A 23,512-nucleotide genomic window follows, 5' to 3' on the forward strand; every position below is an offset into this window, starting at 1 on the left:
TGGGGGGTGAAAGAGGGACGGGAGCCCAAGGAGGGGGGGGGGAGGGCCGTGTCTGGTGTTGTTCGGAAGGGAGGGGTTTTGGGGGGTCTTGTTTTGTGGCCCCCCCCCCCCCCCCCCCCCCCCCACCGCGAGCTTGGTCAGCGTGCGGACCGGGCAGGTGCCCGCAGGGCAATGACTCGAAGTGCGGGAGGGCGAGCTGCCCAGGACAGTCGAGCCGATGCTCAGGTGACCCCCTGGAAACTGCGGCGCTCCGGACTGGCCGGCGCCAAGGCCCACTGCACGCTGATCCTCACGGTGCGAGAACGCCGAGGCGGTCGGCCGCCTCGATCACTTCACCGAGCAGCCCGAGCCATTGGTCAACGTCGTTGGCCTGCAGGCCCACATCGAGCCCGAGGCCCTGGCCACCGGCGAGGTAGACCTGGGTCGCACCACTTTCACGGGCGGCCATGAGGTCCTCGGCGACCTGCCGGGGTGATCCGCCGAGGAAAGGCCGCCCCTCCCCCATCGGCTCTCGGGTGACAGGAGTCGGCCAGGGCACCTGGTTGACCACCATGAGGTCGGCGGGATCGCGGCCCGCTTCGCGGGCGGCTTCGTGGAACGTGGATACGATGCCGCGCAGGTCCTCCGCCGAGGAGGCGACCGGGATCAGGCCGTCCGCGATCCGGCCAGCCCGCTTGACCGCGGCCGGCGCAAACGCAGCCATCAGCACGGGAATACGGTCCTGGACCGGCTTGGGGTTTATCTCCGACGGAGCGATCTGGTAGAACTCGCCGTCATGCCGGACCGGGTCCGAACCCCATGCGGCCCGCATCGCCGCGATGATCTCCTCTGTCCGGGCGCCCTTACGGCTGATCGGCACGTTCGCCGTCTCGAACTCGCGGTGCTGCCAGCCCTGTCCCACTCCAGCGATGACCCGGCCACCGCTGAACTGGTCCAGGGTGGCGAACCGGCGGGCGAGCGCCACGGGCACGTGCATGGGCGCCACCATGACCGCGGTGCCCAGCTTTATCCGCTCGGTTTCGGCGGCGACATAGCTCAGCGTCTCCAGCGGCTCGTACGTCGAGCGGTAGAACTCCGGCACCATGTCGGGTTCACCTCCCGAATACAGCAGGACCTTCTCGAGCGGGCGGAGCAGGCGTTCAAACGTCCACAGGGCGGCGTAGCCGAGCCGTTCAGCCTCCTTAGCGACCTTGATGATGATCTCCGGCGAGGTCTGTGGCCCTGCAACGGGAAGTGCGAGACCGAGTTCCATGGGTCCTCCAACAGGTGGTATGCGTACTTGGGTTGTCTGAGATCGCAGTCCCGGCCAGTCAGCGCTGCCTGACTCCGTTCCTCAGGTACGAGGAATGGCGCACATGACTGAGTCAGGTACCGGGAAATGTGGATCGTGTGGGTGCCGGGATGGTGATACCGGTACTCGGGGCCGCTGAGTGATCGGCGCCTCTGCATGGGTGCGCCGAACCGCCTCGTCGGACTACTCGAGGCTCAGCGGTGGTGCATGATGGTGCGGATACCGCGGACGGCGTCCGCGGGTTCTTTGCTGCGTGCAGGCGTGCCGAGGCGATCCCCTCTCTTATATACTAGAAGACATGTCCAATATAGTGGATCCTCTGGTTGCCCAGGTCGCAGCTTGCGTCCGCAATCAACGAGAACAGCGCCGATGGACCCTGGCGCAGGTCGCCGACGCCTCCGGTGTGTCCCGTGCAATGATCAGCCGGATCGAGAACGCTGAGAGCAGCCCCACAGCTGTCGTCCTCGGGAAGCTGGCCGCTGCTTTCCAGGTCCCCGTCTCCGCACTGCTCACCCCGGCCGAAGCCACGGGGGTGCACCGGATGGCCGACGTCATGGAATGGCACGATCCTGCTACCGGCTACCGTCGACGCCAGATCACCGGGCCGCGCTTCCCCACAGATATCGCCGAGGTACACCTGCCGCCCGGGGCCCGCATTCCGTATCCGGCGGCATCCCTAGCTTTCCAGCGGGAGGCAGTCTGGGTGCTCGACGGCCAGCTGACCTTCCACGTAGGTGATGCGGTGCACGAACTCAACGCGGGCGACTCGATCGAAGTCGACGAGCCCGTCCCGTGTGTCTTCGCCAACACCAGCGATGCTGAGTGCCGCTACGCGGTCATTCTCACCCGCGTGGAAAAGCCATGACCTGTAGCGCCAACCCGCCTCCCATGGTGAGGCAGGGGCGCGATGGCGCAGCTGGCCGGCCGGCTGCTTGATCGGCTGGCGCATCGGCACCACAATCCGCGGCGAACAACCCTCCCGCCGAGGTAACAAGCAGCTCAAACGAGCCTTCTTCCTCTCCGCGTTCGCAGCCCTGGCCGACCCGGTCTCGCGGGCCTCCTACGACAAGAAAATCGCTCAAGGAAAGCACCACGCCCAGGCCCTCCTCTGCCTCGCGAGACGACGAGCCGACGTGCTCTTCGCGATGCTCCGCGACGGCACCTTCTACGAACCCCGGCCAGCCACGGCAGCCGGAGTCTAGGAGGAAGCCCCGTCCCCGGCCGGAAGGTGAACAGCCACGTCGTAGTTGGCAATCCGCCCCGCCAGCGCCCTCGGGCTCACGCCATGAGTGTTGTCCCGGTCAGGGTCAGCACCGGCTTCCAGAAGGAGGCGAATCGTCCCGCCTTCGCCCCGCGAACAGAACACCGCCCTCCACAACGGCGTATTGCCATGACGGTCCACGACATCGACCGCCGCCCCCTCGGCCAGCAACACTTCGACGACCGCGGGGGCTTGCGCCTGAGCAGCAAAATGCAGCGGAGTCCAACCCTCTGCATCGGCAGCCCCCGGGGCAGCGCCCTCAGCCAGCAGCACCCTCAGGCCATCCACGTCCCCGCCGGCAGCGGCATAGTGCACCGCGGTCCGACCCAATCGATCCCGATCCGTCATGCCGACCATCCTCACCCGGCTTGACCAAACAGATAGGGGCACCCCCCGCCGACGGCGAACCAGGCTGGAACAACGCCGGTGCCGCCCGCCGGGACAACGAAATCAAGGTAGAGATACCGCTGTTCAGCGACGGACAGGGGCATCTGGCCTACAGCTGGGGTGGCCCCCCGGACCGCGCTTCGCGTCGACGGACAGGAACTCACCGGCACCCCGGCCAGCATGTACGGGGCCGTCAGCTACACCGTTCCCGCCCGGGACGGCCGCTACGACCTGGTGATCGAGGACACCAGGGACGCCCAGCAACACCCTGTGAGCACCTCCGTGCGAGCGCAGCGGACCTTCCGTTCGCAGCACACGTCCGACACCGAGTGGACCCGGCTGCCGCTCTCCGCGGTCCGCTTCTCCCCCGCACTGTCCCCCTCCGCCACCGCAAAAGCGGGCCAGCGCTTCAAACTGCCCTTCACGGTGGAAGGAGCCGCTGCGGGCCAGCCCGGGACGAAACTGGCCTTCGAGGTCTCCTACGACGACGACGGCAGCTGCACCCCCACCGAGGCGGTCGACGGAACGCACCTGTCCCTGCTGCACCCCGAGCGACCCGGCCCCGTCTCCCTGCGGGCAAAACTCACCGACCAGAACGGAAACACCCTGACCCAGACGATCAAACGCGCCTACCTCACCACCTCCTGAACGACATCATCAGCGGCCCCCGGAACCGTGCTTCCGAGGGCCGCCGCTCGACCCGCACTTGCAGCGCGAGAGACACGGCGTCGGTGTGGGCGAGGCCCGAGCCCAGCTCGCGGGAGGCATTGGAGCCGGGCTCGGACCGTCCGTTGGGCAACACGTGCGTCAACCATGACGACAACCACACGACCGGTGCAACGTCGAGCGCGACGGGGCTCGCCGGGGGCAACCTCGTCGAACTGCCGGCCTCCCGCCCCCACAACTGGTGCGGAGGCGCGGACCTTCCAATGATGGCCTGACGCACCGCTCAGTACAGGGACCCAGCGGGGGGCTCGATTCCGCGCGCTCGGGGACACGGACTACGACTACTACGACCACGCATTGCACTCCGACAGGTTGCAGCAGACCTACCAGTGCGACTCGGTGCTGCTGGGCAGCCGGTGAGTACTGAACGCTGGTCATGACCGGCCCGCAGCGCGGCCAGGTCTGGTGGCTCCATGACGGATGCGCAGCTCCCTATGCCGACTCCCCATCCCTGCAACTCGGGGGCGGCTTCCATGACTGGGTCATGGACTGGCATGTCGGCGAGGGCTGGTGGCGTCCCGAGTAGCGGCCACCAAGCGGCTGGCGCCAAAACCATGCGTGCCCTGTCGCTGCCGAGAACGCTCGACGGGTGAAGCCGGCACCGCCGGACTGGATCGTCAAACTCGGTATCGGAGTCGGCAAGCCGCCCGTGACAATCCACCGGAGCACCTGTTACGTGGCGGACAAACGGCACCGGCCCGTCGACCCGGACGAGGGTCTGTCAAACGAAGGATGTAATCAGGTTGGTTGGATTACTGGCGGGCTGCTGAGAGTCGGCCGTCGAAGGTGATGTCGAAGGCGTTCGCGCGGTCTTCCAGCGCATGGTCCAGCGGGCCTGCCCTTTGCCGGTGGGGTCGAGCGGCATGATGGCCATGTAGACGCACTTCAGGGCGGCCTGCTCGTTGGGGAAGTGGCCGCAGGCCTTGACAGCTCGCCGGATGGGGGCGTTGACCGACTCGATCGCGTTGGCAGCGTTCTCCCAGACTTTCACGATCGCCGGATACTTTGTGCCCCACGCGTCGGCGAACTCGGCGAACCGGTCCAGGGCGGCCTCTTCGGTCGGTGCGGTGTAGACGGGCTTGAGGAGCTTGGCGATCTTGTCCCAGTCCTGACGGGCGGCATAGCGGAAGGAGTTCGCAGCACGTGGACCACGAAGGTCTGCACGATGGTGCGAGGCCAGACCGTTTCCACTGCCTCGGGCAGGCCTTTGAGGCCGTCGCAGCCGAGCCTGAGCACGTCGTTGACGCCGCGGTTCTTGATCTCGGTGAGGATGTGCAGCCAGTGCTTGGCGCCCTCACCGCCGTCGCCGGCCCACAGCCCGAGAATCTCCTGCCGGCCCTCCGTAGTGACGGCCAGGGCCACGTAGATGGGCCGGTTGGCCACGGCGCCGTCGCGCATCCTGGTTCTGTCGACGATCTTGTGATCCAGTGCGGAAGGTGTCACCGTGCGAGCAGGACGCGTTTACGAAGGAGATCGAGGCTGGCCCTGCCGAACATCTGGCGTTTCAGCTCTTCAACCGGTTGATGTTGCCCTCGACGGCGCCGGAACTGTGCGGCAGAGGCAGCCCGTTGTGGACCGCATCGAAGTCGCGGCGGAGGCTGCGGGCGACGCCCGCAAGCGGAGCCAGACTGTCCCGTTCGGCGCCGGCGATCCACTCTTCGAGGCGGTCGCCGTGGCGGCCGGTTCATCATCGCGGCGAACTTCCTGATGTGAAGAGTGAGCCGGTCGAGTGGTGCCTACCCCAGCGACCTGTCCGACGCCCGATGGGCCCTGATCGAGCCGACGTTGACGGCCTGGAGAAAGGCCCGGCTCGACCCCAGACCTACCGGGCAGCCGGCCAAAGTCGATTTACGCGACGTCTTCAACGCGATCCTCTACGTGAACCGCACGGGAATCCCTTGGAAGTACCTTCCGCACGACTTCCCGAACCACGCCACCGTCTATGCCTACTAAGCCGCGTGGCGCGACGAAGGGATCTTCGCCCAACTCAATTACGACCTGACCGGCTTGGCCCGGGTGAAGGAGGGACGCAAGCCCGAGCCGACCGCCTCCGTGATCGCGGAAACGCGGCATCCTCACCGACACGATCGGCCTCATACTTGCCGTGACCGTCACCGCCGCCGGCCTCTCGGAAAACGCCCTGGGAATACGCCTCCTCGACCAGGCGAAGGAGAAGTACCCGACCATCTCCAAGAGTTGGGTCGACACCGGCTTTCAGAACTCCGTCGCCGAGCACGGTGCCCGCCTCGGAATCGACGTCGAAGTCGCCAACAGAAACCCCGATACCCGCGGGTTTCACGTCGTGAAAAGGCGCTGGGTGGTCGAGCGGAGCATCGGTTGGATCATGATGCACCACCGTCTCGCCCGCGACTACGAGACCCTCACCGCCAGCTCCGAAGCCATGATTCACACCGCCTCGGTCGACAACCTCACCAGGCGCATAACGGACGAGACCACCCCCACCCGGCGAGGAACTCACTAGGGCATCAAGGGCAATTTGCCTACTCCAAACGCCCTCTGAGAAGGGAATCGGCGCAGCCGCCTCTCGCGTGCGGCCCAGGCCGCTGGGTCGCACGACCGAGGCCTGGGCCGCACGCGCAGGCAGATCAGCTGTCGGCCCGGAGGGACAGCAGGTCGGTGAGACCGATCCGGTCGTAGAAGTCGGCGCGGACGCGGTCGGCGACGTCACTGACCTCCTGGGTGCCGTCGTTGGCGGGGTCGATCGTGGTGCGGAAGGGGCGTCGGCCCTTCGGCGTGTCCACGATGGTGACGATGGCGCGGGCGACCTCGTTGACGTCGGCGTCCGCGGGCGCCAACGCGGCCAGCCGCTTGCCGACCTCGTCCATCAGGCCGCCGTACAGCGACTCGTAGGCTGTGGCTGTGTCGGTGTCCTGGGGGTGCATGGCGTGGGCGAAGTGGTTGGTGCCGGAGGTGAAGGAGCCGGGGACGACGATGGCGGTGTCGATGCCGAAACGGGACAATTCGACCGCGTAGCTTTTGGCCAGTTGGTCCATCGCGGCCTTGGCCCCGAAGTAGGGGGCCAGGTAAGGGGGCGTACCGCCATATGTGCTGGATGAGCCCACCCACACCAGCAGGCCGTCGCGCCGGTCGCGCATCTGTGGCAGGACGGCGCGGTTGAGCCGCTGCGCGGCGACCACGTTGGTGTCGTAGATCTGGGCGATTTGCTCCGGGGTGAATGCCTCGGCCGGGCCGAGCACCATGTGGCCGGCGTTGTGGACGACGACGTCGATGCGGCCTTCCTCGGCGGTGACGGCGGCCACGGCGTCGTTGACGGACGACTGGCTGGAGACATCGAGCTCCACCGTGTGCAGTCTCACCGAGTGCGCCTCGGCGTAGGCGCGCGCCTCGGCGACGGCCGGCGCGTTGCGCCCGGTGGTCTGCCGTATCCCGGCGTAGACGATGTGCCCGGCATCGGCGAGGGCCCGAGCGGTCAGCGCGCCGAAGCCACTGGACGCGCCGCTGACGAGGATGACGTAGGACATCATGTGTTCCTTGACTAGGACAAAGCCGACGGGTGGGTCAGGAGAAGGTGATGACGCGGCGGCCGTGGGCGGTGCCGGCGGCCATCGCGTCGAGGGTGGCGGGCGCCTCGTCCAGCGTGATCGGTGTGATGTCGGGCAGGATGTTGTGGGCGGCTGAGAAGGCGAGGGTGTCGCGCAGGTCGTGCGGGGAGCCGGACGGGTTGGCCGCGACGTGCAGGCGGTTGAGGACCATGGGCTGGGTCGGCAGCACGAGCGGCTCCGGCCCGTAGCCGCACAGCAGCAGGGTGCCGTCGGGAGCGAGCCCGCCAAGGGCGGCCGCGGCCGCGTCGGTCGACGGTGCCGCGTTCAGGATGAGGTCCGCGCCACCGTCCCATGATTTGAGAGCCTGGGCCGGGTCGGTCTCGGAGGTGGCGACGTAGAGTTCCGCGCCCAAGTTCTTGGCCTGCTCCGCACCGTGCGCCGAGCGGCCGACCACGGCGACACGGGCGCCCATGGCGGCGGCGTAGCGGATGGCGAGCGCGCCGATGCCACCGGCGCCGATGACGGCGATGCGTGCGCCGGCCCTGGCGCCGCCCTGACGCAGTCCGTTGAAAGCGGTCAGGCCCGCGCACATGAGCGGGGCGGCGGCCACCGGGTCGAGCCCGGCGGGCAGCGGGGTGACGTAGTCCGCCTTGAGCAGGGCGTACTCGGCGTAGCCGCCGTCGGCGACGACACCGGTGATCCGCTTGCTCGGGCACAGGATCTGGTCGCCGCGCACGCAGTAGTCGCAGTGGCCGCAGGAGTCGTACAGGAACTGGGAACCGACAGTGGTGCCGACCTCGGGCCAGGTGACTCCTTCGCCCGCGGCGGTGACGACTCCGGTAATCTCATGGCCGGGGATGACGGGGAACCGGGCAAAGGGATAGTGACCCTGCAGAAGGTTCAGGTCCGAAAAGCAGACGCCGCACGCGGTGACCTTGACGAGGACCTCACCGGGGCCGGGTTCGGGGACGTCCCGATTACTGAGTGCGAGTGGAGTGTTGGGCCCTGTGGCTACGGCAGCACGCATGTTGGCTCCAAGAAGGACGAGGAAAGGGGAGGTCACCAGTTAGTTCGCCGGCTACAGGCCGTGCCGAAGAGAGCGAGCTCACGTGGCGTTCGTAGAGTGCCTGGCACCGCGGGTCCATGGCATCAGTCGTATGACAGGTATTGCCGGGGCAGTCGTCTCCGCCGGAGCCATGCTCAAGACCTGTGGATCGAGCTCGGGGAGCAGGCGAAGGGCGTACCTTCCCCGAGTGATGACTGATGGTCATCGAGTAGGCCGGTGTTCGCAGCACCGGTCGGGAAGGCACGCCCGTGCTCAGCGTAGTCAACGACGACGGCACCACCGCCAACGGCTCCTCTTTGATCGACGGAATCGTCCGGGAGGGCGCGAGGCGGATGCTCGCCGCCGCCTTGGAGCCGAAGTCAACACTTATATAGCTGAGTTGGCCGATCAACGGGACGGCACCCGCCGTCGGCTCGTGGTCTGCAACGGCTACCACCAGGCCAGGAAGGTCACCACCGCGGCCGGAGTCGTCGAGGTGCAGGCACCGAGGGTGAACGACAAACGCGTCGACGAAGCCACGGGCGAGCGCAAGCGGTTCTCCTCGGCGATCCTGCCGCCGTGGTGCCGCAAGTCCCCGAAGATCAGCGAGGTGCTGCCGCTGCTCTACCTGCACGGCCTGTCCTCCGGCGACTTCGTGCCCGCGCTGGAGCAGTTCCTGGGCAGCTCGGCCGGACCCTCCCCTGCGACGGTCACCCGACTGACCCAACAGTGGCAGGCCGACCGCGCCGCGTTCATGGACCGCGACCTCGCGGAGGTTGACTACGTGTACGTGTGGGCCGGCGATATCCACCTCAACATCCGCCTGGAGGAAGCCAAAGCCTGCGTCCTGGTACTTGTCGCGTGCGCGCCGACGGCTCCAAGGAACTGGTCGCCCTCAAGGACGGCTACCGCGAGTCGGGCGAGTCCTGGGCCGACCTGCTGCGCGACTGCGCCCGCCGGGGCATGCGCGCCCCGGTCCTCGCAGTCGGCGACGGAACTCTGGGCTTCTGGAAGGCCCTGGCCGAGGTTTTCCCCGAAACCCGAGCAGAGATGCTGGGTTCACAAGACCGCCAATGTCCTCGACTCCATGCCAAAGTCCGCGCAGCCGGGCGCCAAGAAGGCCATCCAGGACATCTACAACGCCGAGGACCGCGACCACGCCGAGGCGGCGATCAAGACGTTTGCCCAGCTCTACGCAGCGAAGTTCCCCAAGGCCGTCAAGAAGATCTGCGATGACCAGGACCAGCTGCTGGCGTTCTACGACTTTCCGACAGAGCACTGGATCCACCTGCGGACCACAAATCCGATCGAGTCGACGTTCGCCACGGTCCGGCTGCGGACCAAGGTCACCCGCGGCGCCGGCTCCCGCACCGCCGCCCTGGCCATGGTCTTCAAGCTCGTCGAGTCCGCCCAGCAACAATGGCGCGCGGTGAACACACCCCACCTCGTCGCCCTCGTCCGCGCCGGAGGCCGCTTCGAGCACGGCCAGCTCGTCGAGCGACCCGAGGCGGTCGCTGCATGAGTCGGCCGTCGCACGGCATGCTGCATCACGTCGAGCTGTGGGTGCCGGACCTCCATCGCGCGCTCGCCTCGCTCGGCTGGCTGCTGGAGGAGCTGGGGTATGCCCTCTTCCAAAGCTGGGAAGGCGGACGTAGCTGGCGGCTCGGGCCGACCTACCTGGTCATCGAGCAGTCGTCGGCCCTCACCGCCGAAGAGCACGACCGCTGCCGCCCAGGGCTGAACCACCTGGCATTTCACGTCGAAGACGCCACCAGGGTCGAGAAGCTGGTGGCCGACGCTGCCCAGCACGGCTGGCACCTGATGTTCTCCGAGCGGCATCCCTATGCCGGCGGCGGACAGCACTACGCCGCCTACCTGGAGAACGACGACGGCTTCGAAGTCGAACTCGTCGCGATCAACTCACCTGAAGGAAAGTGAGATGAGATCAACCGATCCACAGGCCTTGACGATTACTCTCTCCGCCGACCGTCGCGCTCGGACCCGTGACTCCTACCGATCGACCTATCGCGCCGGTGGCGTTCAGTGAGCTTCTTCGAGCCGGGCCCCGATCAGGGTCACCATGCTCATCGTCACCCGTGAGGGCGACCGACGCTGCAAGCTCCGCCCGTCCCAGCGCGCGATGGTGGCACTGGTGTACCTACGTGAGCACACAACCTTGGCAAAGATCGCTGCCGCGTTCGGGATCAGCGAGTCCACCGCCCACGCCTACACCAGCGCAGTCACCGACCTGCTCGCCCAACGTGCGCCAGGTCTACTGAAGGCCCTGCGCGAGGCCGACCCGACTTCGTCCTGCTGGACGGGACCCTCGCCGAATGCGACCGGGTCGCGGGAAACCACGCTCAGCATCACCCTGCTGGGCACCACCCAGGGCCAGGCCGTCTTCGGCCCGTGGCGTGCAGATGTGCGGGCCGGGCTGAGGGGCCGGCTGCCCCGGGGGCAGTTGCGGCTGCTGCGTAGCCTGGCGCCCCCCGTCGGCGACTTCCCCGACTTCCTGACGCCGCAGCAGGCCTCCCTGGGGGTGGAGACGGGAATCGAGGCGGTGCTGGCCACGCCACGCCGCCGATTACGCCGCGAGTTGGAGGTCCTGCCAGGCGTGCCGTCGTGGGCCCATCCACTGGCCGACGGGGACCCAGAGGCGCTGGCAGTGCTCGGGGATGCTCTGCGCGCCTATCACCACGCCGCACTCGCCCCTTACTGGCCACGGATGCAGGCACTCGTCGCTGCCGAACGGGCCATGCAGGCCCGTACCCTGCTCGCTTACGGAAGCGAAGGACTGCTGGCCGGCCTGGGGCCGGCGATGCGGTGGACGCCGCCGATATTGCAAGTGGACTATCCCGTCGAGCACGACATCGACCCGGGCTACGTCCTGCTGGACCTCGCGCTGGCGGTGACACTGGGCGGGGACTGTCTGTCGGACCTCGGCGTGGTGCGGGCCAACCCGCCCTGTTCGGGTCGCTGGCTTCCGGTCCCACGGTGTCGCGACTGGTGGAGAGCTTGGCCGGGGCGGCCCGCGTGGGCTGACCGCGATCCGCCGAGCCAGGGCCGAAGTTGGCGAGCGCGTCTGAACGTCGGCCGGAGCCGATGCCCCCCGATGCGAACGGGCGGGTCATCGTGGGCATCGACGGGGCGCTGGTCCTAGCGCTGCGGGCCGAGGCCCAACGGCCATTCGGACCGTGGGGGTCGCCCGCTGCGTTGGCCGGCTGGTCGAAAATCCCGACGCTACGGTCCCTGCTGGTGGCGGTGCGTTGGTATAATGGTATGACATTAATGACGGACGAGAGGAGTCACGCGATGACAGGCGGAACGCTCATCGTCGGCGCCAGCCAGGCCGGTCTCCAACTTGCTGACTCCTTGCGCCGGTTGGGGGACACGGAGCCGATCACCCTCGTAGGCGAGGAGAACCATCCTCCGTACCAGCGGCCGCCCCTGTCCAAGGAGTTCCTGCGCGGTGAGGTGAACGCGGAGTCGCTGGCCTTCCGCGCCCCCTCCTACTACGCGGAGACCGGAATCGCGCTCGTCAGCGGTGAGCGCGTCACCGGGGTGTCGCTTTCGGCCTCAGGCCGGCCCGGCTCCGGTGTCGCGACGACCGCGAGCGGACGGAGCCTGCGGTTCGACCGTCTCGCCCTCACCGTGGGTGCCGGACCCCGCAGGCTCACCGTTCCCGGTGCGGACCTGGACGGCGTCTGCTACCTGCGCGACCGCGACGACGCGTTCGACCTGCGGACCCGGCTGGAGTCCGCCTCCCGCGTCGTGGTGGTCGGCGGTGGCTTCATCGGGCTGGAGGCGGCCGCCGTGGCGCGCGCGCTCGGTAAGGACGTCACGGTGGTCGAGGCGGCCGAGCGCCTGATCGCCCGCGCGGTGGCACCCGTGGTCTCCGAGTTCTATCTGCACGCCCACCGGCGACGCGGCACCCGGATCCTGCTCTCGACCGGCGTCACCGGCTTCGACGGCATGGGCGCACAGGTGAGTGCGGTACGGCTGACCGACGGCTCGACACTGCCGGCCGACCTCGTGCTGGTCGGGATCGGCGTCGTCCCCCGCACCGAACTCGCCGAGCAGCTGGGGCTCGAGTGCGACGGGGGCATCGTCGTCGACGCCCGTGCCCGCACCAGCCATCCCCATATCGCCGCCGCCGGAGACTGCACGGTCCAGCCGCATCCCCTCACCGGCCTGGGCCGGGTCCGCCTGGAGTCGGTACAGAACGCGGTGGCACAGGCCACGGCCGCCGCCGCCGCGCTGCTCGGCAGGCCAGAGCCGGCGCGGGCGGTGCCCTGGTTCTGGTCGTTCCAGGGCCACCTGAAGCTGCAGATCGCCGGGCTGTCGACGGGTTACGACGCGTACGTCTTGCGGGGTGAGCCGGCCGACGAGCGGTTCTCGGTCCTGTACTACCGCGAGGGCGAACTGCTGGCGGTGGACGCCGTCAACAGTCCGGCCGACTACATGGCCGTGCGTCGGGCGCTCGGGCAAGGGGCGACCGTCCCGCCGGACCGGGCGGGCGACCTGGAGACCCCCCTCAAAGCCCTGATGGTCGCCCGATCCGGCGCTGTGGTCGCCCCCTGAAAGCGGTGCCGTCAGTCGTCCGGGTCGCTGGTGGTCCGGAAGGGCCTGTGCCCATCGGGGGCCGACGACGGTGATGACGGCCCGGGCCACCTCCCACGCATCGGCTTCCGGCGCCGGCACGGCTCCCGCAGGAGACCCGGGACCACGTCCGCGGGATCGGGTACGACGTGCCCTCACAGCTGGCCGGCCGTCCGCAACGGCGGCCCGCCCGGACGGCGCCCAGGGCACTGCCCGGCGCGTACTTCCGCGGCGGGGAAGAGGTCCTGGGGCCGTCTTCCCAGGCCGGACATCGCCCAGTTTCCCATCACCGTCGTCCCGGGCGGCCAGGTGGCCCCCGCCCGGGACGACGACCGGCGCACCCCCTCGCCGGGGGCTGCGGGGAGGCCGCCCCGAGGAGCACGCCGCCCGCGCGGTGAGCGGGCGACGCGTGTCCGGGCGCCCGTCAGATGACCGCCGCTTCCAGCGACTCGGGGGCGAACAGCTGCTCGGGTTCCCACTGCCTCGCGGACAGCCCCTGCTCGTGGTGGTAGCGCAGGAACGTCGAGAGGGTCTTGCGGTTGCCCTCGACTCCGTAGGACCAGTAGTCCCGGCCCATCAGCTCGCGTGCCTCCTCCAGCTGGGGGGTCAGCCAGGGCAGCATGAACCGCAGGGCCGAGGTGTCGTAGAGGCTGTCGTACGCGGCCTCCTTGGCGGCCAGCAGCGCCTTGTAGAGGGACTGCGCGACCCAGCGGTGGCGGTCGTAGACATCGCGGCGGACCACCACGACGTGCATGATCGGGAAGATGTCGGTCGCCGCGTAGTACTCCTTCTCCGCGGCGACGACGTCCGGGAAGACCCGGCGTACCCGCGGGTCCCCGGCGACGAAGGGGCTCGGTACGCGAGGCGTGCACAGGGCGTCGATCTCACCCTCGGCGAGCATCCGGGCCAGGGTGCGGTCCTCCGGGATGCGGCTGACGCGCAGGGAGTCCGGCAGGTCGACGCCTGCCTTCTCGATGCGTCCCGGGGTCTCCTGGCCTCCGGTGAAGTAACTCACCGAGTCGAACGGCACGTCATGGCGGTCGGCGAGGATGCCGCGCATCCACACGCAGGCGGTCAGCTGGTACTCGGGCGTGCCGATCCGCTTGCCCCGCAGGTCCTCCGGCGTGGAGATGCCGGAGTCGGCGTGGCAGTACAGCGCCCCGTGCCGGAACATGCGCGAGGTGAAGACCGGGAGGGCCACGAAGGGCGAGGGGTCGGTGCGCAGGGACAGGACGTAGGAGGACAGGGACATCTCCGCCACCTCGAACTCCTGGTGGCGCATCATCCGGAAGAAGGTCTCCTCGACGGGCAGCCGCAGATACGTCAGCTCGATGCCGTCGGGGCGGACCGTGCCCTCTTCGAGGGCGCGGGTGCGGTCGTAGTCGCCGCAGGCGAAGGTGAGGGGGAGTCGGGCCATGGGTGCCGGTTACCTGCCTTCCGCCGTCAGTCGTGCGTCCAGGCGCGGGTACACGCGCCGTGCGTTGGCCTCGAAGACCTTGTGCCGCTGCTCGTCGGTGAGGCCGGCCCGGTCGACGTACTGCCGGGTGTCGTCCCAGGCGATGCCGGTCTCCGGGTCGACGCCGCGCACGGCGCCCAGCATCTCCGAGGCGAACAGGATGTTGTCCTCCCCCACCACGGTGTGCAGCAGGTCGATGCCCGGCTGGTGGTACACGCAGGTGTCGAAGAAGACGTTGTCCTTCAGGTGTTCGGCGGGATCCGGGCGGCCCATCCGCACGGCGAGTCCGCGGTAGCGGCCCCAGTGGTACGGCACCGCTCCGCCGCCGTGCGGGATCACGAACCGCAGTGTCGGGAAGCGGGCGAAGAGGTCGCCCTCGACGAACTGCATGAACGCGGAGGTGTCCGCGTTGAGGTAATGGGCGCCCAGTGTGTGGAAGTTGGGGTTGCAGGAGGTCGAGACGTGGATCATGGCCGGGACGTCCAGCTCGGCCATCGTCTCGTACAGGGCGAACCAGTACGGGTCCGTCAGCGGCGGCGTGTTCCAGTGGCCGCCGGAGGGGTCCGGGTTGATGTTGCAGCCGACGAAGCCGAGGGTCTCCACGCAGCGGCGCAGTTCGGCGATCGCGTCGTCGAGCGGGCCGCCCGCGGTCTGGGGCAGCTGGCAGACGGCGGCGAAGTGCCGCGGGAACAGGCCGGCCACTCGGTGCACGAGGTCGTTGCTCGCCCGTGCCCAGTTTCTGGCTGTGGCCGGGTCCGGCACATGGTGTTCCATGCCGGAGGCCTTCGGCGAGAAGAGCATGAGGTCGGCGCCGCGCTCCCGGAGCACCTTGAGCTGGTTGTTCTCGACGCTCTCGCGGAGTGCGTCGTCGCTGATGTCCGGCGGCTGCGGGGCGGGCAGCGAGGGGGCGGCGAGCCGGGCCAGCTGGGCGTCGCGGAACGCCTGGAGCTGCGGTGGGGCCGTCGTGTAGTGGCCGTGGATGTCAATGATCACCGGTCGGCTCCTGGTCGACGTAGGTCAGGCCCTTCGCGGCCAGCCGCTCGCGCATGCTGTTGACGTCGAGGCTCAGCTCACCGCCGGCGTAGCGCTTGCGGACGGCCGCCTCGCGCTCCTCGCGGGCCTGGGAGGCCGCGAGCACCGTGGCCGCCTCGCGCCGGGGCACGACCACCACGCCGTCGTCGTCCGCGACGATCACGTCACCGGGGGCGATCCGCTGTCCGGCGCAGACGATCGGGGTGTTCACGTCGCCGAGGGTCTCCTTGACCGTGCCGAAGGCGCTGATGTGCCGGGCCCACACGGGGAAGCCCATCTGGCGCAGTTCGGCGATGTCGCGGCAGCCGGCGTCGATGACCAGGCCGCGCACGCCGCGTGCGGCGACCGCGGTGGCGATCAGTTCGCCGAAGTAGCCCGCCGAGGACGGGGAGGTGGGGGCGACGACGAGGATGTCGCCTTCCCGGCACTGCTCCACCGCGACGTGGAGCATCCAGTTGTCGGCGGGCGGCACGCTGACGGTGACGGCGGTGCCGGCGATGTGCGCGCCGGGCCAGACGGGCCGCAGCGCGGGGTCGAGGAGCCCGGTGCGCGCCTGGGCCTCGTGGACGGTGGCGACGCCGAAGCCGGCGAGGGCGTCGACGACCGCGCGCTCGGCGCGGCGGGGGCTGCGGACGACGACGCTCATGCCGCCGCCCAGGGCAGCAGGGAGACGTGCACGGCGTCCTCGCCGCTCTCGCCGCCGACGGTGCGGATGGCCCGGTCGGCCTCGGCCAGCGGGAAGCTGTGGGTGCTCAGCTTCTCCAGCGGGAAGCGGCCCGACGCGAGCTGTTCCAGGGCCAGTTCGCAGGCGCGGTAGCTGTGGCCGCGGGCGCTCTTGAGCGCGATGGACTTCTCCGTCAGCTTCTTCAGCGGGAAGTCGGGGAAGGCTGCGAGTTCGCCCTGGACGACCATGGTGCCCTCGCGTCGCTTCAGCGCGTCTATCCCGAGCAGGACGGGTGCGGTGCCGGCGCCCGCGGTGCAGTCCAGGACGACGTCGACGCCGCGTCCGCCGGTGACCTCCAGGACGCGGGTGAGCGGGTCCTCCTGCGTCACGTCGATCACGTGGTCGGCGCCCAGCTCCCGGGCCAGGGACAGACGTGCGGCGTCCTTGGTGGTGCCGGTGACGATGATCAAGGAGGCGCCGGCCTGCTTGCAGGCGACGACCTGGGACAGGCCCTGCTGGCCCGGGCCCTGGACCAGGACGGTGGAGGCGTAGCCGACGCCCGCGGTGCCCAGGGCCCACTCGATGCCGTTCGACAACGGGGTGACCAGGCCGGCGAGTTCGGCCGAGACGCCGTCCGGCACGCGGTGCGTCACCGAGTTCCACGGCAGGTAGAGGTACTGCGCGAAACCGCCCCACAGGTGGTACGGGTTGTTCGCCGAGGTGTAGCCGTAGCGGCGGGCGTCGGGGTTGGTGCGCCAGTCGGTGGCCTCGCAGTGGCGGTACTCGCCCTGGTGGCACCATTCGCAGCGGTAGCAGCCGACGTAGTGCTCGACGAAGACTCGGTCGCCCTCGGCGAGGCCCTTGCGCTCGGTGAAAGTGCGGCCGGCCCGGGCGATGACGCCGACGTTCTCGTGTCCCATGATCACCGGGTCGGTGAAGGGCGGCTTGCCGTACATCTTCACGTCGGTGCCGCAGATCCCGGCGACCTCCACCTTCAGAAGGGCTCCGTCGTCGGGTATGTCCGGCATCGGGAACTCCCGCAGTTCGGTCCGGCCGGGCGCCACGCGCACCGCCGCCAGCACCTGTTCCGCCATGACGTCGTCTCCTCAGGGTCGGGGTCTGTCCCACTGGAGCGACAGTCTATGGACGAATGGACTAACCATGCTACCTTTTGGCGCATGGTGATACCTCAGCTCAGGACAGTGACCCGCACCCAGGGCAACAACGAGGCACTGAAGACGGGGGCGGTGACGCCCCACGGCTTCCGGTTCGAGTTCGAGGAAGTACCGGTCCTCGTCCAGGCGTTCCGGCGAATGGTCCGCGGGCTGGAGTTCGACGTCAGCGAGATGGCGCTGACCACCTATCTGGTGGCGAAGGCGCACGGCGCACGCTTCACGGCCGTGCCCGCGTTCCTGGTGCGCGGCTTCCACCACGGCGCGATCTTCCACGACCCGGCCTCGGACGTGCGCGAACCCAAGCACCTGGAGGGACGGCGGGTCGGGGTCAGCCGCGGCTACACGGTCACCACGGGGGTGTGGGCACGGGCGGTCCTGCGCGAGGAGTACGACGTCGACCTCGACAAGGTGACGTGGGTGCTGTCGGGCGACGAGCACGTGGCCGAGTTCCGGCCGCCGGTGAACGTCGAACCCCTGGCTCCCGGACGCACGCTGGAGGAGTCACTCGTCGAGGGAGACCTCGCCGCGGTCATCGGGCCGAAGCCCGAGGCGCTGGCGCTGGCCCCGCTGATCCCCGACGCCGAGGAGGCCGGCTTCACCGCGATGCGCGAGCGCGGGCTCTACCCCATCAACCACCTCGTGGTGATCCGGGACGAGCTCCTCGCCGACCGGCCGCAGTTGGCGGCCGACGTGTTCGACGCCTTCGCGCGTGCCAAGCAGCTGTATGTGGACCGGCTGCGCGCCGGCGCCGGCGACTCCCCCACCGACCGCATGTACCGGCGGGTCATGGACATCACGGGCGCGGACCCGCTGCCCTACGGGATCGAGCCCAACCGGGCCGTCCTGGAGCAGCTCATGCGGCACGCCGTCGATCAACGCATCCTCGAACGGTCCCAGCCGGTCGAGGAGTTGTTCGCCGATGCCACGCGCACGCTGACCGCCTGACCGCACCGCTCCTCGAAGGGACCCCGCGTGCGCATCGCCATCGCCGCCGACCACAACGGCCTCGCGCTCAAGACCCGGCTCATCGAATGGCTCACGGCCGGCGGGCACACCGTCGACGACCGGGGCAGTCACACCGAGGAGACGGTCGACTATCCGCCGCTGTGCGCGGACGTCTGCCGGCAGGTGACCGGCGGCGCCGCGGACCGCGGCATCGTCCTCGGCGGCAGCGGTCTCGGCGAGACCGTCGCCTGCAACAAGATCCGCGGGATCCGGGCCGGGCTCTGCCACGATCTGTGGAGCACCCGCATCTCCCGCGGCAACAACGACTCCAACGTCCTGGTGCTCGCCGCCAAGGTGATCACGCCCGACGCTGCGCAGGAGATCGTCGAGACGTGGCTGACGACCCCGTTCAACGGGGGCGTGCACGCGCGGCGGGTGGCGCAGATCGCCGAGCTGGAACAGTCCGAGCGTCAGCAGGAGGCTCCCCGGGCCTGAGCCGGGTCCCGCCCGGCACCCGTACAGCCGATCGCAGACAGGGGCGCGGCCGCGTTCCCCCTCGCGACCGCGCCCCCTCGTCACGCCTGCCTCCGGGCGAGGAAGTCCAGCACTCGCGTCGGCGCGGTCTCATCCGTCTGTTCGGCCACCGGCACGTCCCAGTACTCCGTGTCCGGCAGGCACTCCTGCAAGTAGCGGGCGGCGGAGGGGGCGTGGGAGGTGTCCTGGCCGGGGACGATCAGGGCCGGCACGTCGAGGGTCAGGAGGTCCTCCGGCTCGGGGCCCGGGACCGTGTCACGGTCGAAGAGCAGGCGGGCCGTGCCGGAGACGGTCGCACGGTAGCGCACGGGGTCGGTGCGGGCGTACATCTCGGCGAACTCGGCGTCATGCCGGATCACCTGGGCCCAGGGGCCGACCCGCGGATCCTTGGTGAAGCCCTCCTCCCCCTTCCGGGCGAGGGCCACGACCTCGGCCGGGCCGTGCTCGTCGACGTAGGCGAGGTGACGTTCGAAGCGCTCGTGCTGCTTCATCCGGTACCTGACGCCCCCGGCCGGGGAGTACAGCACCATGCTCAGGACGCGCTCGGGGTGGGCCACCGCGACGGCCGCCACGGTCGAGCAGCCCACGCAGCCGCCCATGAGGTGGGCGCGTTCGATGCCGAGGTGGTCGAGGAGCCCGACGCCCTGACGGACGTAGTCGGACCAGGAGATGCGTTCCAGCCTGCCGCCCGAGCGACCCGACTCGCGCCGGTCGAAGGTGATGCAGGTGAACTCCTCCGTCAGACGGTCCAGGAGACGCAGGCGGCGGTAGACGCCCACCGTGCGCCAGCCCTCCAGGCTCGAGTCGAACCCGCCGGGCGAGAACATCAGCAGGGGCGGACCCGAGCCCGCGACCTCGTAGCGTGTGGTGATGGCGTCGATGACGGCCGTGGGCACGGTCGTGCTCCCTTCGTGATCAGGTCGCCGGCGGGACGGGAACACCGCCGGCGACCTGGCGTGCGGCCCGTACGTCCGCCGCGTAGGCGGTGATCGCGTCGAGCGTGATCCGGGCGACGTTGGCATAGGTCTCGGGCGGATCGTCGAGGGACGAGGCCGCGTAGCCGATGGCCGCGTGGGCCATGCGCATCCGCCCGTCGAGCCAGGGGCCGCCGCCGAAGCCGCCGACCACAGGGACGGAGACGGCCCGGGCCACGGCGGCACCCACCACGGGCCCGGAGTTGGTGAAGTTCAGCAGCACCGCGCCGGCCTCCTCCAGCCGCTTGGCCTCGGCGACCATGGCGTCCTGCATCGCCACCGGCACCTGGTCGGCGGAGGAGGGGATCGCGCGGTACTCGACGCCGTAGCGCAGCGCGGTCTGCGGGGTGATGCCGAACTGCGCGAAGACCGGGATGCCGGCGCGGGTGATCGCCTCGACGGCCTCGGGGAAGTCGGCGGCGGCGTCCAGCTTGACCAGGTCGACGCCGGCCTCCTTGACGAACCGCACCGCCGCCCGGACCGCGTCGGCGGTGCCCTCCTGGAGTGGACCGAAGGGGAAGTCGACGCTGACCAGGGCCCGTTCGACACCGCGCCGCACCGCCCGGGCGACGACGACCATCTCGTCCATCGTCACCTCGAAGGGGTGGGAGTGCCCCCACAGGTTCACTCCCACCGTGTCGCCGACGGAGACGAGATCGACTCCGGCCCGGTCCACGATGCGGGCGATCTGGTAGTCCCAGGCGACGACGCCGACGATCTTGCGGCCCTCGTCCTTCATCCGCTGCAGAGCGCGCAGCGTGACCTTGTCGGACATGTGCCGGGCCTCCTAAACCCTCAGTGCCTTGAGCAGTTCGAAGCAGTCGCTCTCGTCGGCGGACAGCAGCAGCACCCGGGCGTAGGGGCGCAGCGCGGCGACCGCGTCGTCCGCCTCGAAGCCGTCGCCCAGGACCACGCCCGCGGTGGTGATGCCCCGCCGGCCGCAGATCCGGCCGATCGCGGCCGCGGCCGCCCGGCCGCCGTCCTCGGTGGCGAGGACGACGACCACGTCGGTGCCGGTGAGCACTTCCTCCAGCGGGGCGGGCTCGCCGTCGAGCTCGTGCAGCAGGGCATCGCCCTGGCTGGTGTAGAAGCGGGCGTGGGCCCAGGGCCGTTCGGCCAGGCGACGGGTGACGGCCGCCGCCCTCTCGTCCAGCGCGACGACGCGGGCGGCGCGGGCCGGCCGGATCGGCACGTCGATCCGGAACCGGGACTCGCTCGCCGAGGCCGCGCGGGCGCTCTCGCTCAACTGCAAGGTGGCCGTCGTCATGTCACACCGAGGCCTGCGGAACGCCGGGCGTGACCTTGACCGCGTCGCGGCAGGAGTCCAGGAAGGACTCGGCCGCCGGCAGCACGACCGCCGCGGAACGCACCCGGTGGTGCTCGGGGTTCACGCCGGGCGGGGTCACGCCCTCGTCGCGCAGGGCGATGGCGGCCTTGCGCAGCTTCTGCCGGGCCTTGATGATCCCGCTGTCCGCGGGTACCAGCCGCTCCTTGGTGCGGTCGACGATGGGACCCATGCTCTCCTGCAGCGAGGCGTCCTGCATCGCGATGCCGGCGACACCGGAGTAGGTCTCGCCGCGCTTCTGCGCCTCACGGTCGATCAGGTAGTCGTTGTCCATGTTGGCCATCGGCCGGTAGGTGCCCGGGATGTTCTTGCTGTGGACGCCGTGACCGTCGATCATCGCCTGCCGCTCGGCCTCGGTGAGCGCGCGCACGGGGTGGTAGTCGAAGGAGTACGTCCAGCAGTTCTCGTCGTCGATCGGCACCCAGAAGTGACCGTGCACGGGGTGGTCGCCGCGCGGCGGGACCATGGTGAACGCCGGCATCACATAGGGCGTGATCCGCCAGTAGTACTTGCCCTCTTCGGCGTTGCGCCGGGCGCCCACGAAGAGCCCGCCGTCGCTGTCGGCGACCTCGAAGAAGGGCTTGGTGTCGTTCATGTTGTACTCGTTGCCCTTGGCGCCCCGGAACAGCGGGTCGGTCTTCAGGCCGCCGGAGTGCAGGAAGGTGACGTGGCTGGAGTCGATGCCGCCCTCGAAGGCCTGCAGCCAGTTGCACTGCTGCCAGCGCTTGGAGGTGTAGGTCTGCTCCGGCGGGACGTGCAGCCACTCGAACTCGGGCAGCGGGGGCTGGGTGGCCGCGTCGCCCATGTAGGTCCACAGCACGTCGCCGACCTTCACCAACGGGTACGAGGTCAGCTGCACGTTCTGGCAGAAGCTGCTGTTGTCGGCCTCCGAGGGCACCTCGATGCACTGGCCGGTGACGTCGTACTTCCAGCCGTGGTACGGGCAGCGCAGGCCGGAGCCCTCGTTGCGGCCGAACCAGAGGGAGGCGCCGCGGTGGGCGCAGAACTCGTCGACCAGGCCGTAACGTCCCTCGCTGTCACGGAAGGCGACCATGCGCTCCGACAGCAGCTTGACGCGCACGGGCGGGCAGTCGTTCTCCGGGAGCTCCTCGGCCAGCAGCGCGGGAATCCAGTACTGCCGGAACAACTCGCCCATCGGCGTTCCCGGGCCCGTCTGGGTGAGCAGTTCGTTGATGTCTTTTCGAAGCACAGCCGTTTTCCCTTTCAGGTACTGACCCGTAGCCGGGTCGTGGGGGTCGGTGCTGAGCGGGGCGCCGTGGTCAGGGCTGCTCCGGAGGGATCTCGACGGTCAGGCCGGCGAGTTCCTGGGTCACGCGGATCTGGCAGGACAGCCGGCTCGTGTCCCGCCGTTCGGCCACGGCGAGGTCGAGGAGGTCCTCCTCCATCTCGCCCGGCGGCCCGACGAGGGAGGCGAACTCCTCGCGCACCCAGACGTGGCAGGTGGCGCAGGACTGGTTGCCGCCGCATTCGGCGACGATCCCCGGAACACCGTTCTTCACCGCGGCCGTCATGACCGAGTCCCCGACCGTCGCATCGACGGTGTACTCGGGACCGTCACTGCCGACGAAGATCACCTTGGGCAAGGTCCCTGTTTCCTCTCGCGATCGGTGGATTCCACTGCGGACGGGCAGGCCGAGGGGCCGCCTCCGGTCCGGTGGTCTGTCCATTAGACCAGAAGCTGAGAACGCTGAACAAGAGACGTGACACAGGCGCACAATCGGCGGCATGCCAACGCTGATCCTTCTGCGCCACGGCGAGAGCGCATGGAACTCGAGGAATCTGTTCACGGGCTGGATCGACGTGGACCTCACCGCCCGCGGTGAGCAGCAGGCCCGCGACAGCGGGCGGTTGCTGCACACCGCGGGCCTGCCGCCGGAGTCGGTGCACACCTCGCTCCTGACCCGCGCGGTGCGTACCGCCTCCCTGGCCATGGAGGCCGCCGGCCGGCCGCAGGTCCCGATCGCCCGGAGCTGGCGGCTCAACGAGCGGCACTACGGCGCCCTCCAGGGCCGCGAGAAGAGCGAGACGCTGCGGGAGTTCGGCGAGGAGCGCTTCCGCCTCTGGCGCCGCTCGTACGACGAGGCGCCGCCGCCGGTACCGGACGGGAGCGCGGGGGACGTGGCGAGCGAACCGCACTACGCGGGCCTGCCCCGCGACCTTCTGCCCCGCACCGAGTCGCTCGCCGACGTCACCGCACGGTTGCTGCCGTACTGGCACGAGGCCGTCGTGCCGGACCTGAGGGCCGGTCGGACCGTGCTCGTCGTCGCGCACAGCAACTCGCTGCGGGCCCTGGTCGCCCAGCTCGACCGGCTGAGCCGCGAGGAACTGCTGGAGCTGAACATCCCGACGGGCATGCCGCTGCGTTACGACCTGGGCGAGGACCTGGCGCCGCGCGTGCGCGGCGGACGGTACCTCGATCCGCGCGCCGCCGCCGAAGCCGTGGCGGAGGTGGCCGATCAGGGCCGCAGACGACTCGGCACGACTCGTTGACGACCATCAGGGGTGGCCTTATGGTTCTACCAATCCACCCCCT

Annotated in this window: 21 protein-coding genes and 6 pseudogenes; 12 read left to right on the forward strand and 15 right to left on the reverse strand. The window is 69.5% G+C overall.

Annotation, left to right across the window (positions count from 1 at the left end; all coding sequences use genetic code 11):
* Positions 1 to 289 precede the first annotated feature (289 nt).
* Positions 290 to 1,252, reverse strand: a complete 963-nt coding sequence (locus tag ACZ4WH_RS32215; RefSeq protein WP_468187493.1) for a TIGR03619 family F420-dependent LLM class oxidoreductase — start codon at positions 1,250 to 1,252, stop codon at positions 290 to 292.
* Between the two features lie 337 nt (positions 1,253 to 1,589).
* Here ACZ4WH_RS32215 and ACZ4WH_RS32220 point away from each other — a divergent pair, with 337 nt between their 5' ends.
* Both ACZ4WH_RS32220 and ACZ4WH_RS32225 read left to right on the forward strand, forming a co-directional pair.
* A complete protein-coding gene (locus tag ACZ4WH_RS32220; protein WP_468187495.1) occupies positions 1,590 to 2,156 on the forward strand; it encodes a helix-turn-helix domain-containing protein in 567 nt (188 codons plus the stop codon).
* A 79-nt stretch (positions 2,157 to 2,235) separates the two neighbouring features.
* A pseudogene (locus ACZ4WH_RS32225) lies at positions 2,236 to 2,493 on the forward strand (IS110 family transposase); the annotation flags it as partial.
* Here ACZ4WH_RS32225 and ACZ4WH_RS32230 read toward each other — a convergent pair.
* Positions 2,490 to 2,900, reverse strand: coding sequence for an ankyrin repeat domain-containing protein (locus tag ACZ4WH_RS32230; protein ID WP_468187497.1), 411 nt, complete (start codon positions 2,898 to 2,900; stop codon positions 2,490 to 2,492). The pseudogene ACZ4WH_RS32225 and the gene ACZ4WH_RS32230 overlap by 4 nt on opposite strands.
* Before the next feature lie 159 nt (positions 2,901 to 3,059).
* On the opposite strand from ACZ4WH_RS32230, the gene ACZ4WH_RS32235 reads away from it, so the two are divergent.
* Both ACZ4WH_RS32235 and ACZ4WH_RS32240 read left to right on the forward strand, forming a co-directional pair.
* A complete protein-coding gene (locus tag ACZ4WH_RS32235) occupies positions 3,060 to 3,587 on the forward strand; it encodes a hypothetical protein (RefSeq protein ID WP_468187499.1) in 528 nt (175 codons plus the stop codon).
* A gap of 727 nt (positions 3,588 to 4,314) precedes the next feature.
* Positions 4,315 to 4,455 (forward strand): hypothetical protein, encoded by a 141-nt coding sequence (locus ACZ4WH_RS32240; RefSeq protein ID WP_468187601.1) that lies wholly within the window; start codon positions 4,315 to 4,317, stop codon positions 4,453 to 4,455.
* On the opposite strand, the pseudogene ACZ4WH_RS32245 reads toward ACZ4WH_RS32240, so the two are convergent.
* A pseudogene (locus ACZ4WH_RS32245) lies at positions 4,418 to 5,066 on the reverse strand (transposase); the annotation flags it as partial. The gene ACZ4WH_RS32240 and the pseudogene ACZ4WH_RS32245 overlap by 38 nt on opposite strands.
* 38 nt (positions 5,067 to 5,104) lie before the next feature.
* A pseudogene (locus tag ACZ4WH_RS32250) lies at positions 5,105 to 5,271 on the reverse strand (ISL3 family transposase); the annotation flags it as partial.
* 110 nt (positions 5,272 to 5,381) lie between these two features.
* On the opposite strand from ACZ4WH_RS32250, the pseudogene ACZ4WH_RS32255 reads away from it, so the two are divergent.
* Positions 5,382 to 6,147 (forward strand): annotated as a pseudogene (locus ACZ4WH_RS32255) (transposase).
* 124 nt (positions 6,148 to 6,271) lie between these two features.
* Here the strand turns inward: ACZ4WH_RS32255 and ACZ4WH_RS32260 are convergent.
* Together ACZ4WH_RS32260 and ACZ4WH_RS32265 are read right to left on the reverse strand one after the other, a co-directional pair.
* Positions 6,272 to 7,168 (reverse strand): SDR family oxidoreductase, encoded by an 897-nt coding sequence (locus ACZ4WH_RS32260; RefSeq protein WP_468187603.1) that lies wholly within the window; start codon positions 7,166 to 7,168, stop codon positions 6,272 to 6,274.
* 37 nt (positions 7,169 to 7,205) lie between these two features.
* Positions 7,206 to 8,216 carry an alcohol dehydrogenase catalytic domain-containing protein gene (locus ACZ4WH_RS32265; RefSeq protein ID WP_468187501.1) on the reverse strand — a complete coding sequence of 337 codons (1,011 nt, stop codon included), beginning with the start codon at positions 8,214 to 8,216 and terminating at the stop codon, positions 7,206 to 7,208.
* A gap of 287 nt (positions 8,217 to 8,503) precedes the next feature.
* Here ACZ4WH_RS32265 and ACZ4WH_RS32270 point away from each other — a divergent pair.
* The 4 genes and pseudogenes from ACZ4WH_RS32270 to ACZ4WH_RS32285 all read left to right on the forward strand — a co-directional run bounded on the left by ACZ4WH_RS32270 (position 8,504) and on the right by ACZ4WH_RS32285 (position 12,815).
* Positions 8,504 to 9,756 (forward strand): annotated as a pseudogene (locus ACZ4WH_RS32270) (IS256 family transposase).
* Between the two features lie 17 nt (positions 9,757 to 9,773).
* Positions 9,774 to 10,172 (forward strand): VOC family protein, encoded by a 399-nt coding sequence (locus tag ACZ4WH_RS32275; RefSeq protein WP_468187503.1) that lies wholly within the window; start codon positions 9,774 to 9,776, stop codon positions 10,170 to 10,172.
* Positions 10,173 to 10,314: 142 nt separating this feature from the next.
* Positions 10,315 to 10,601: pseudogene (locus tag ACZ4WH_RS32280) on the forward strand (helix-turn-helix domain-containing protein); the annotation flags it as partial.
* A gap of 945 nt (positions 10,602 to 11,546) precedes the next feature.
* On the forward strand, positions 11,547 to 12,815 hold the full coding sequence (locus tag ACZ4WH_RS32285) for an NAD(P)/FAD-dependent oxidoreductase (RefSeq protein ID WP_468187505.1): 1,269 nt from the start codon (positions 11,547 to 11,549) through the stop codon (positions 12,813 to 12,815).
* 442 nt (positions 12,816 to 13,257) lie between these two features.
* Here ACZ4WH_RS32285 and ACZ4WH_RS32290 read toward each other — a convergent pair whose 3' ends face one another.
* Genes ACZ4WH_RS32290 through ACZ4WH_RS32305 form a run of 4 tightly spaced genes read right to left on the reverse strand, consistent with a single transcriptional unit; the run spans position 13,258 to position 17,079 of the window.
* Positions 13,258 to 14,250 carry a substrate-binding domain-containing protein gene (locus ACZ4WH_RS32290; protein ID WP_468187507.1) on the reverse strand — a complete coding sequence of 331 codons (993 nt, stop codon included), beginning with the start codon at positions 14,248 to 14,250 and terminating at the stop codon, positions 13,258 to 13,260.
* A gap of 9 nt (positions 14,251 to 14,259) precedes the next feature.
* Positions 14,260 to 15,282: an amidohydrolase family protein gene (locus ACZ4WH_RS32295; protein ID WP_468187509.1), complete on the reverse strand. Its 1,023-nt coding sequence runs from the start codon at positions 15,280 to 15,282 to the stop codon at positions 14,260 to 14,262.
* Positions 15,272 to 15,967 carry a 4-carboxy-4-hydroxy-2-oxoadipate aldolase/oxaloacetate decarboxylase gene (locus ACZ4WH_RS32300; protein ID WP_468187511.1) on the reverse strand — a complete coding sequence of 232 codons (696 nt, stop codon included), beginning with the start codon at positions 15,965 to 15,967 and terminating at the stop codon, positions 15,272 to 15,274. The genes ACZ4WH_RS32295 and ACZ4WH_RS32300 overlap by 11 nt, the downstream gene beginning before the upstream one ends.
* Complete coding sequence (locus tag ACZ4WH_RS32305; RefSeq protein WP_468187513.1) at positions 15,964 to 17,079, reverse strand: zinc-dependent alcohol dehydrogenase; 1,116 nt, start codon at positions 17,077 to 17,079, stop codon at positions 15,964 to 15,966. Before ACZ4WH_RS32305 ends, ACZ4WH_RS32300 begins: the two co-directional genes overlap by 4 nt.
* A gap of 84 nt (positions 17,080 to 17,163) precedes the next feature.
* Here ACZ4WH_RS32305 and ACZ4WH_RS32310 point away from each other — a divergent pair, with 84 nt between their 5' ends.
* Both ACZ4WH_RS32310 and ACZ4WH_RS32315 read left to right on the forward strand, forming a co-directional pair.
* The gene (locus tag ACZ4WH_RS32310) at positions 17,164 to 18,105 is read left to right on the forward strand and encodes a substrate-binding domain-containing protein (RefSeq protein WP_468187515.1); all 942 of its coding nucleotides are present in this window, start codon (positions 17,164 to 17,166) and stop codon (positions 18,103 to 18,105) included.
* A 27-nt stretch (positions 18,106 to 18,132) separates the two neighbouring features.
* The gene (locus tag ACZ4WH_RS32315; RefSeq protein WP_468187517.1) at positions 18,133 to 18,600 is read left to right on the forward strand and encodes an RpiB/LacA/LacB family sugar-phosphate isomerase; all 468 of its coding nucleotides are present in this window, start codon (positions 18,133 to 18,135) and stop codon (positions 18,598 to 18,600) included.
* 80 nt (positions 18,601 to 18,680) lie between these two features.
* On the opposite strand, the gene ACZ4WH_RS32320 is transcribed toward ACZ4WH_RS32315, so the two are convergent.
* From ACZ4WH_RS32320 to ACZ4WH_RS32340, 5 genes are all read right to left on the reverse strand, one after another.
* On the reverse strand, positions 18,681 to 19,535 hold the full coding sequence (locus ACZ4WH_RS32320; RefSeq protein ID WP_468187519.1) for an alpha/beta fold hydrolase: 855 nt from the start codon (positions 19,533 to 19,535) through the stop codon (positions 18,681 to 18,683).
* 19 nt (positions 19,536 to 19,554) lie between these two features.
* Complete coding sequence (locus tag ACZ4WH_RS32325) at positions 19,555 to 20,388, reverse strand: 3-methyl-2-oxobutanoate hydroxymethyltransferase (RefSeq protein ID WP_468187521.1); 834 nt, start codon at positions 20,386 to 20,388, stop codon at positions 19,555 to 19,557.
* A gap of 12 nt (positions 20,389 to 20,400) precedes the next feature.
* Entirely contained in the window at positions 20,401 to 20,880 is a 480-nt protein-coding gene (locus ACZ4WH_RS32330) for a 3-methyl-2-oxobutanoate hydroxymethyltransferase (protein ID WP_468187522.1), read from the reverse strand.
* A gap of 1 nt (position 20,881) precedes the next feature.
* Positions 20,882 to 22,168: an aromatic ring-hydroxylating dioxygenase subunit alpha gene (locus ACZ4WH_RS32335; protein WP_468187524.1), complete on the reverse strand. Its 1,287-nt coding sequence runs from the start codon at positions 22,166 to 22,168 to the stop codon at positions 20,882 to 20,884.
* A 70-nt stretch (positions 22,169 to 22,238) separates the two neighbouring features.
* Entirely contained in the window at positions 22,239 to 22,553 is a 315-nt protein-coding gene (locus ACZ4WH_RS32340) for a 2Fe-2S iron-sulfur cluster-binding protein (protein WP_307820431.1), read from the reverse strand.
* A gap of 151 nt (positions 22,554 to 22,704) precedes the next feature.
* Here ACZ4WH_RS32340 and ACZ4WH_RS32345 point away from each other — a divergent pair, with 151 nt between their 5' ends.
* Entirely contained in the window at positions 22,705 to 23,469 is a 765-nt protein-coding gene (locus ACZ4WH_RS32345) for a 2,3-bisphosphoglycerate-dependent phosphoglycerate mutase (protein ID WP_468187526.1), read from the forward strand.
* The last annotated feature ends 43 nt before the right edge of the window (positions 23,470 to 23,512 follow it).

The sequence above is a fragment of the Streptomyces sp. NPDC029138 genome (assembly GCF_055564375.1).

Coding starts and splice junctions, on each gene's coding strand:
- ACZ4WH_RS32215 (WP_468187493.1), bottom strand. CDS start 1,252: ATGGAACTCGGTCTCGCACTTCCCGTTGCAGGGCCACAGACCTCGCCG.
- ACZ4WH_RS32220 (WP_468187495.1), top strand. CDS start 1,590: ATGTCCAATATAGTGGATCCTCTGGTTGCCCAGGTCGCAGCTTGCGTC.
- ACZ4WH_RS32230 (WP_468187497.1), bottom strand. CDS start 2,900: ATGACGGATCGGGATCGATTGGGTCGGACCGCGGTGCACTATGCCGCT.
- ACZ4WH_RS32260 (WP_468187603.1), bottom strand. CDS start 7,168: ATGTCCTACGTCATCCTCGTCAGCGGCGCGTCCAGTGGCTTCGGCGCG.
- ACZ4WH_RS32265 (WP_468187501.1), bottom strand. CDS start 8,216: ATGCGTGCTGCCGTAGCCACAGGGCCCAACACTCCACTCGCACTCAGT.
- ACZ4WH_RS32275 (WP_468187503.1), top strand. CDS start 9,774: ATGCTGCATCACGTCGAGCTGTGGGTGCCGGACCTCCATCGCGCGCTC.
- ACZ4WH_RS32285 (WP_468187505.1), top strand. CDS start 11,547: ATGACAGGCGGAACGCTCATCGTCGGCGCCAGCCAGGCCGGTCTCCAA.
- ACZ4WH_RS32290 (WP_468187507.1), bottom strand. CDS start 14,250: ATGGCCCGACTCCCCCTCACCTTCGCCTGCGGCGACTACGACCGCACC.
- ACZ4WH_RS32300 (WP_468187511.1), bottom strand. CDS start 15,967: ATGAGCGTCGTCGTCCGCAGCCCCCGCCGCGCCGAGCGCGCGGTCGTC.
- ACZ4WH_RS32305 (WP_468187513.1), bottom strand. CDS start 17,079: ATGGCGGAACAGGTGCTGGCGGCGGTGCGCGTGGCGCCCGGCCGGACC.
- ACZ4WH_RS32310 (WP_468187515.1), top strand. CDS start 17,164: ATGGTGATACCTCAGCTCAGGACAGTGACCCGCACCCAGGGCAACAAC.
- ACZ4WH_RS32325 (WP_468187521.1), bottom strand. CDS start 20,388: ATGTCCGACAAGGTCACGCTGCGCGCTCTGCAGCGGATGAAGGACGAG.
- ACZ4WH_RS32330 (WP_468187522.1), bottom strand. CDS start 20,880: ATGACGACGGCCACCTTGCAGTTGAGCGAGAGCGCCCGCGCGGCCTCG.
- ACZ4WH_RS32345 (WP_468187526.1), top strand. CDS start 22,705: ATGCCAACGCTGATCCTTCTGCGCCACGGCGAGAGCGCATGGAACTCG.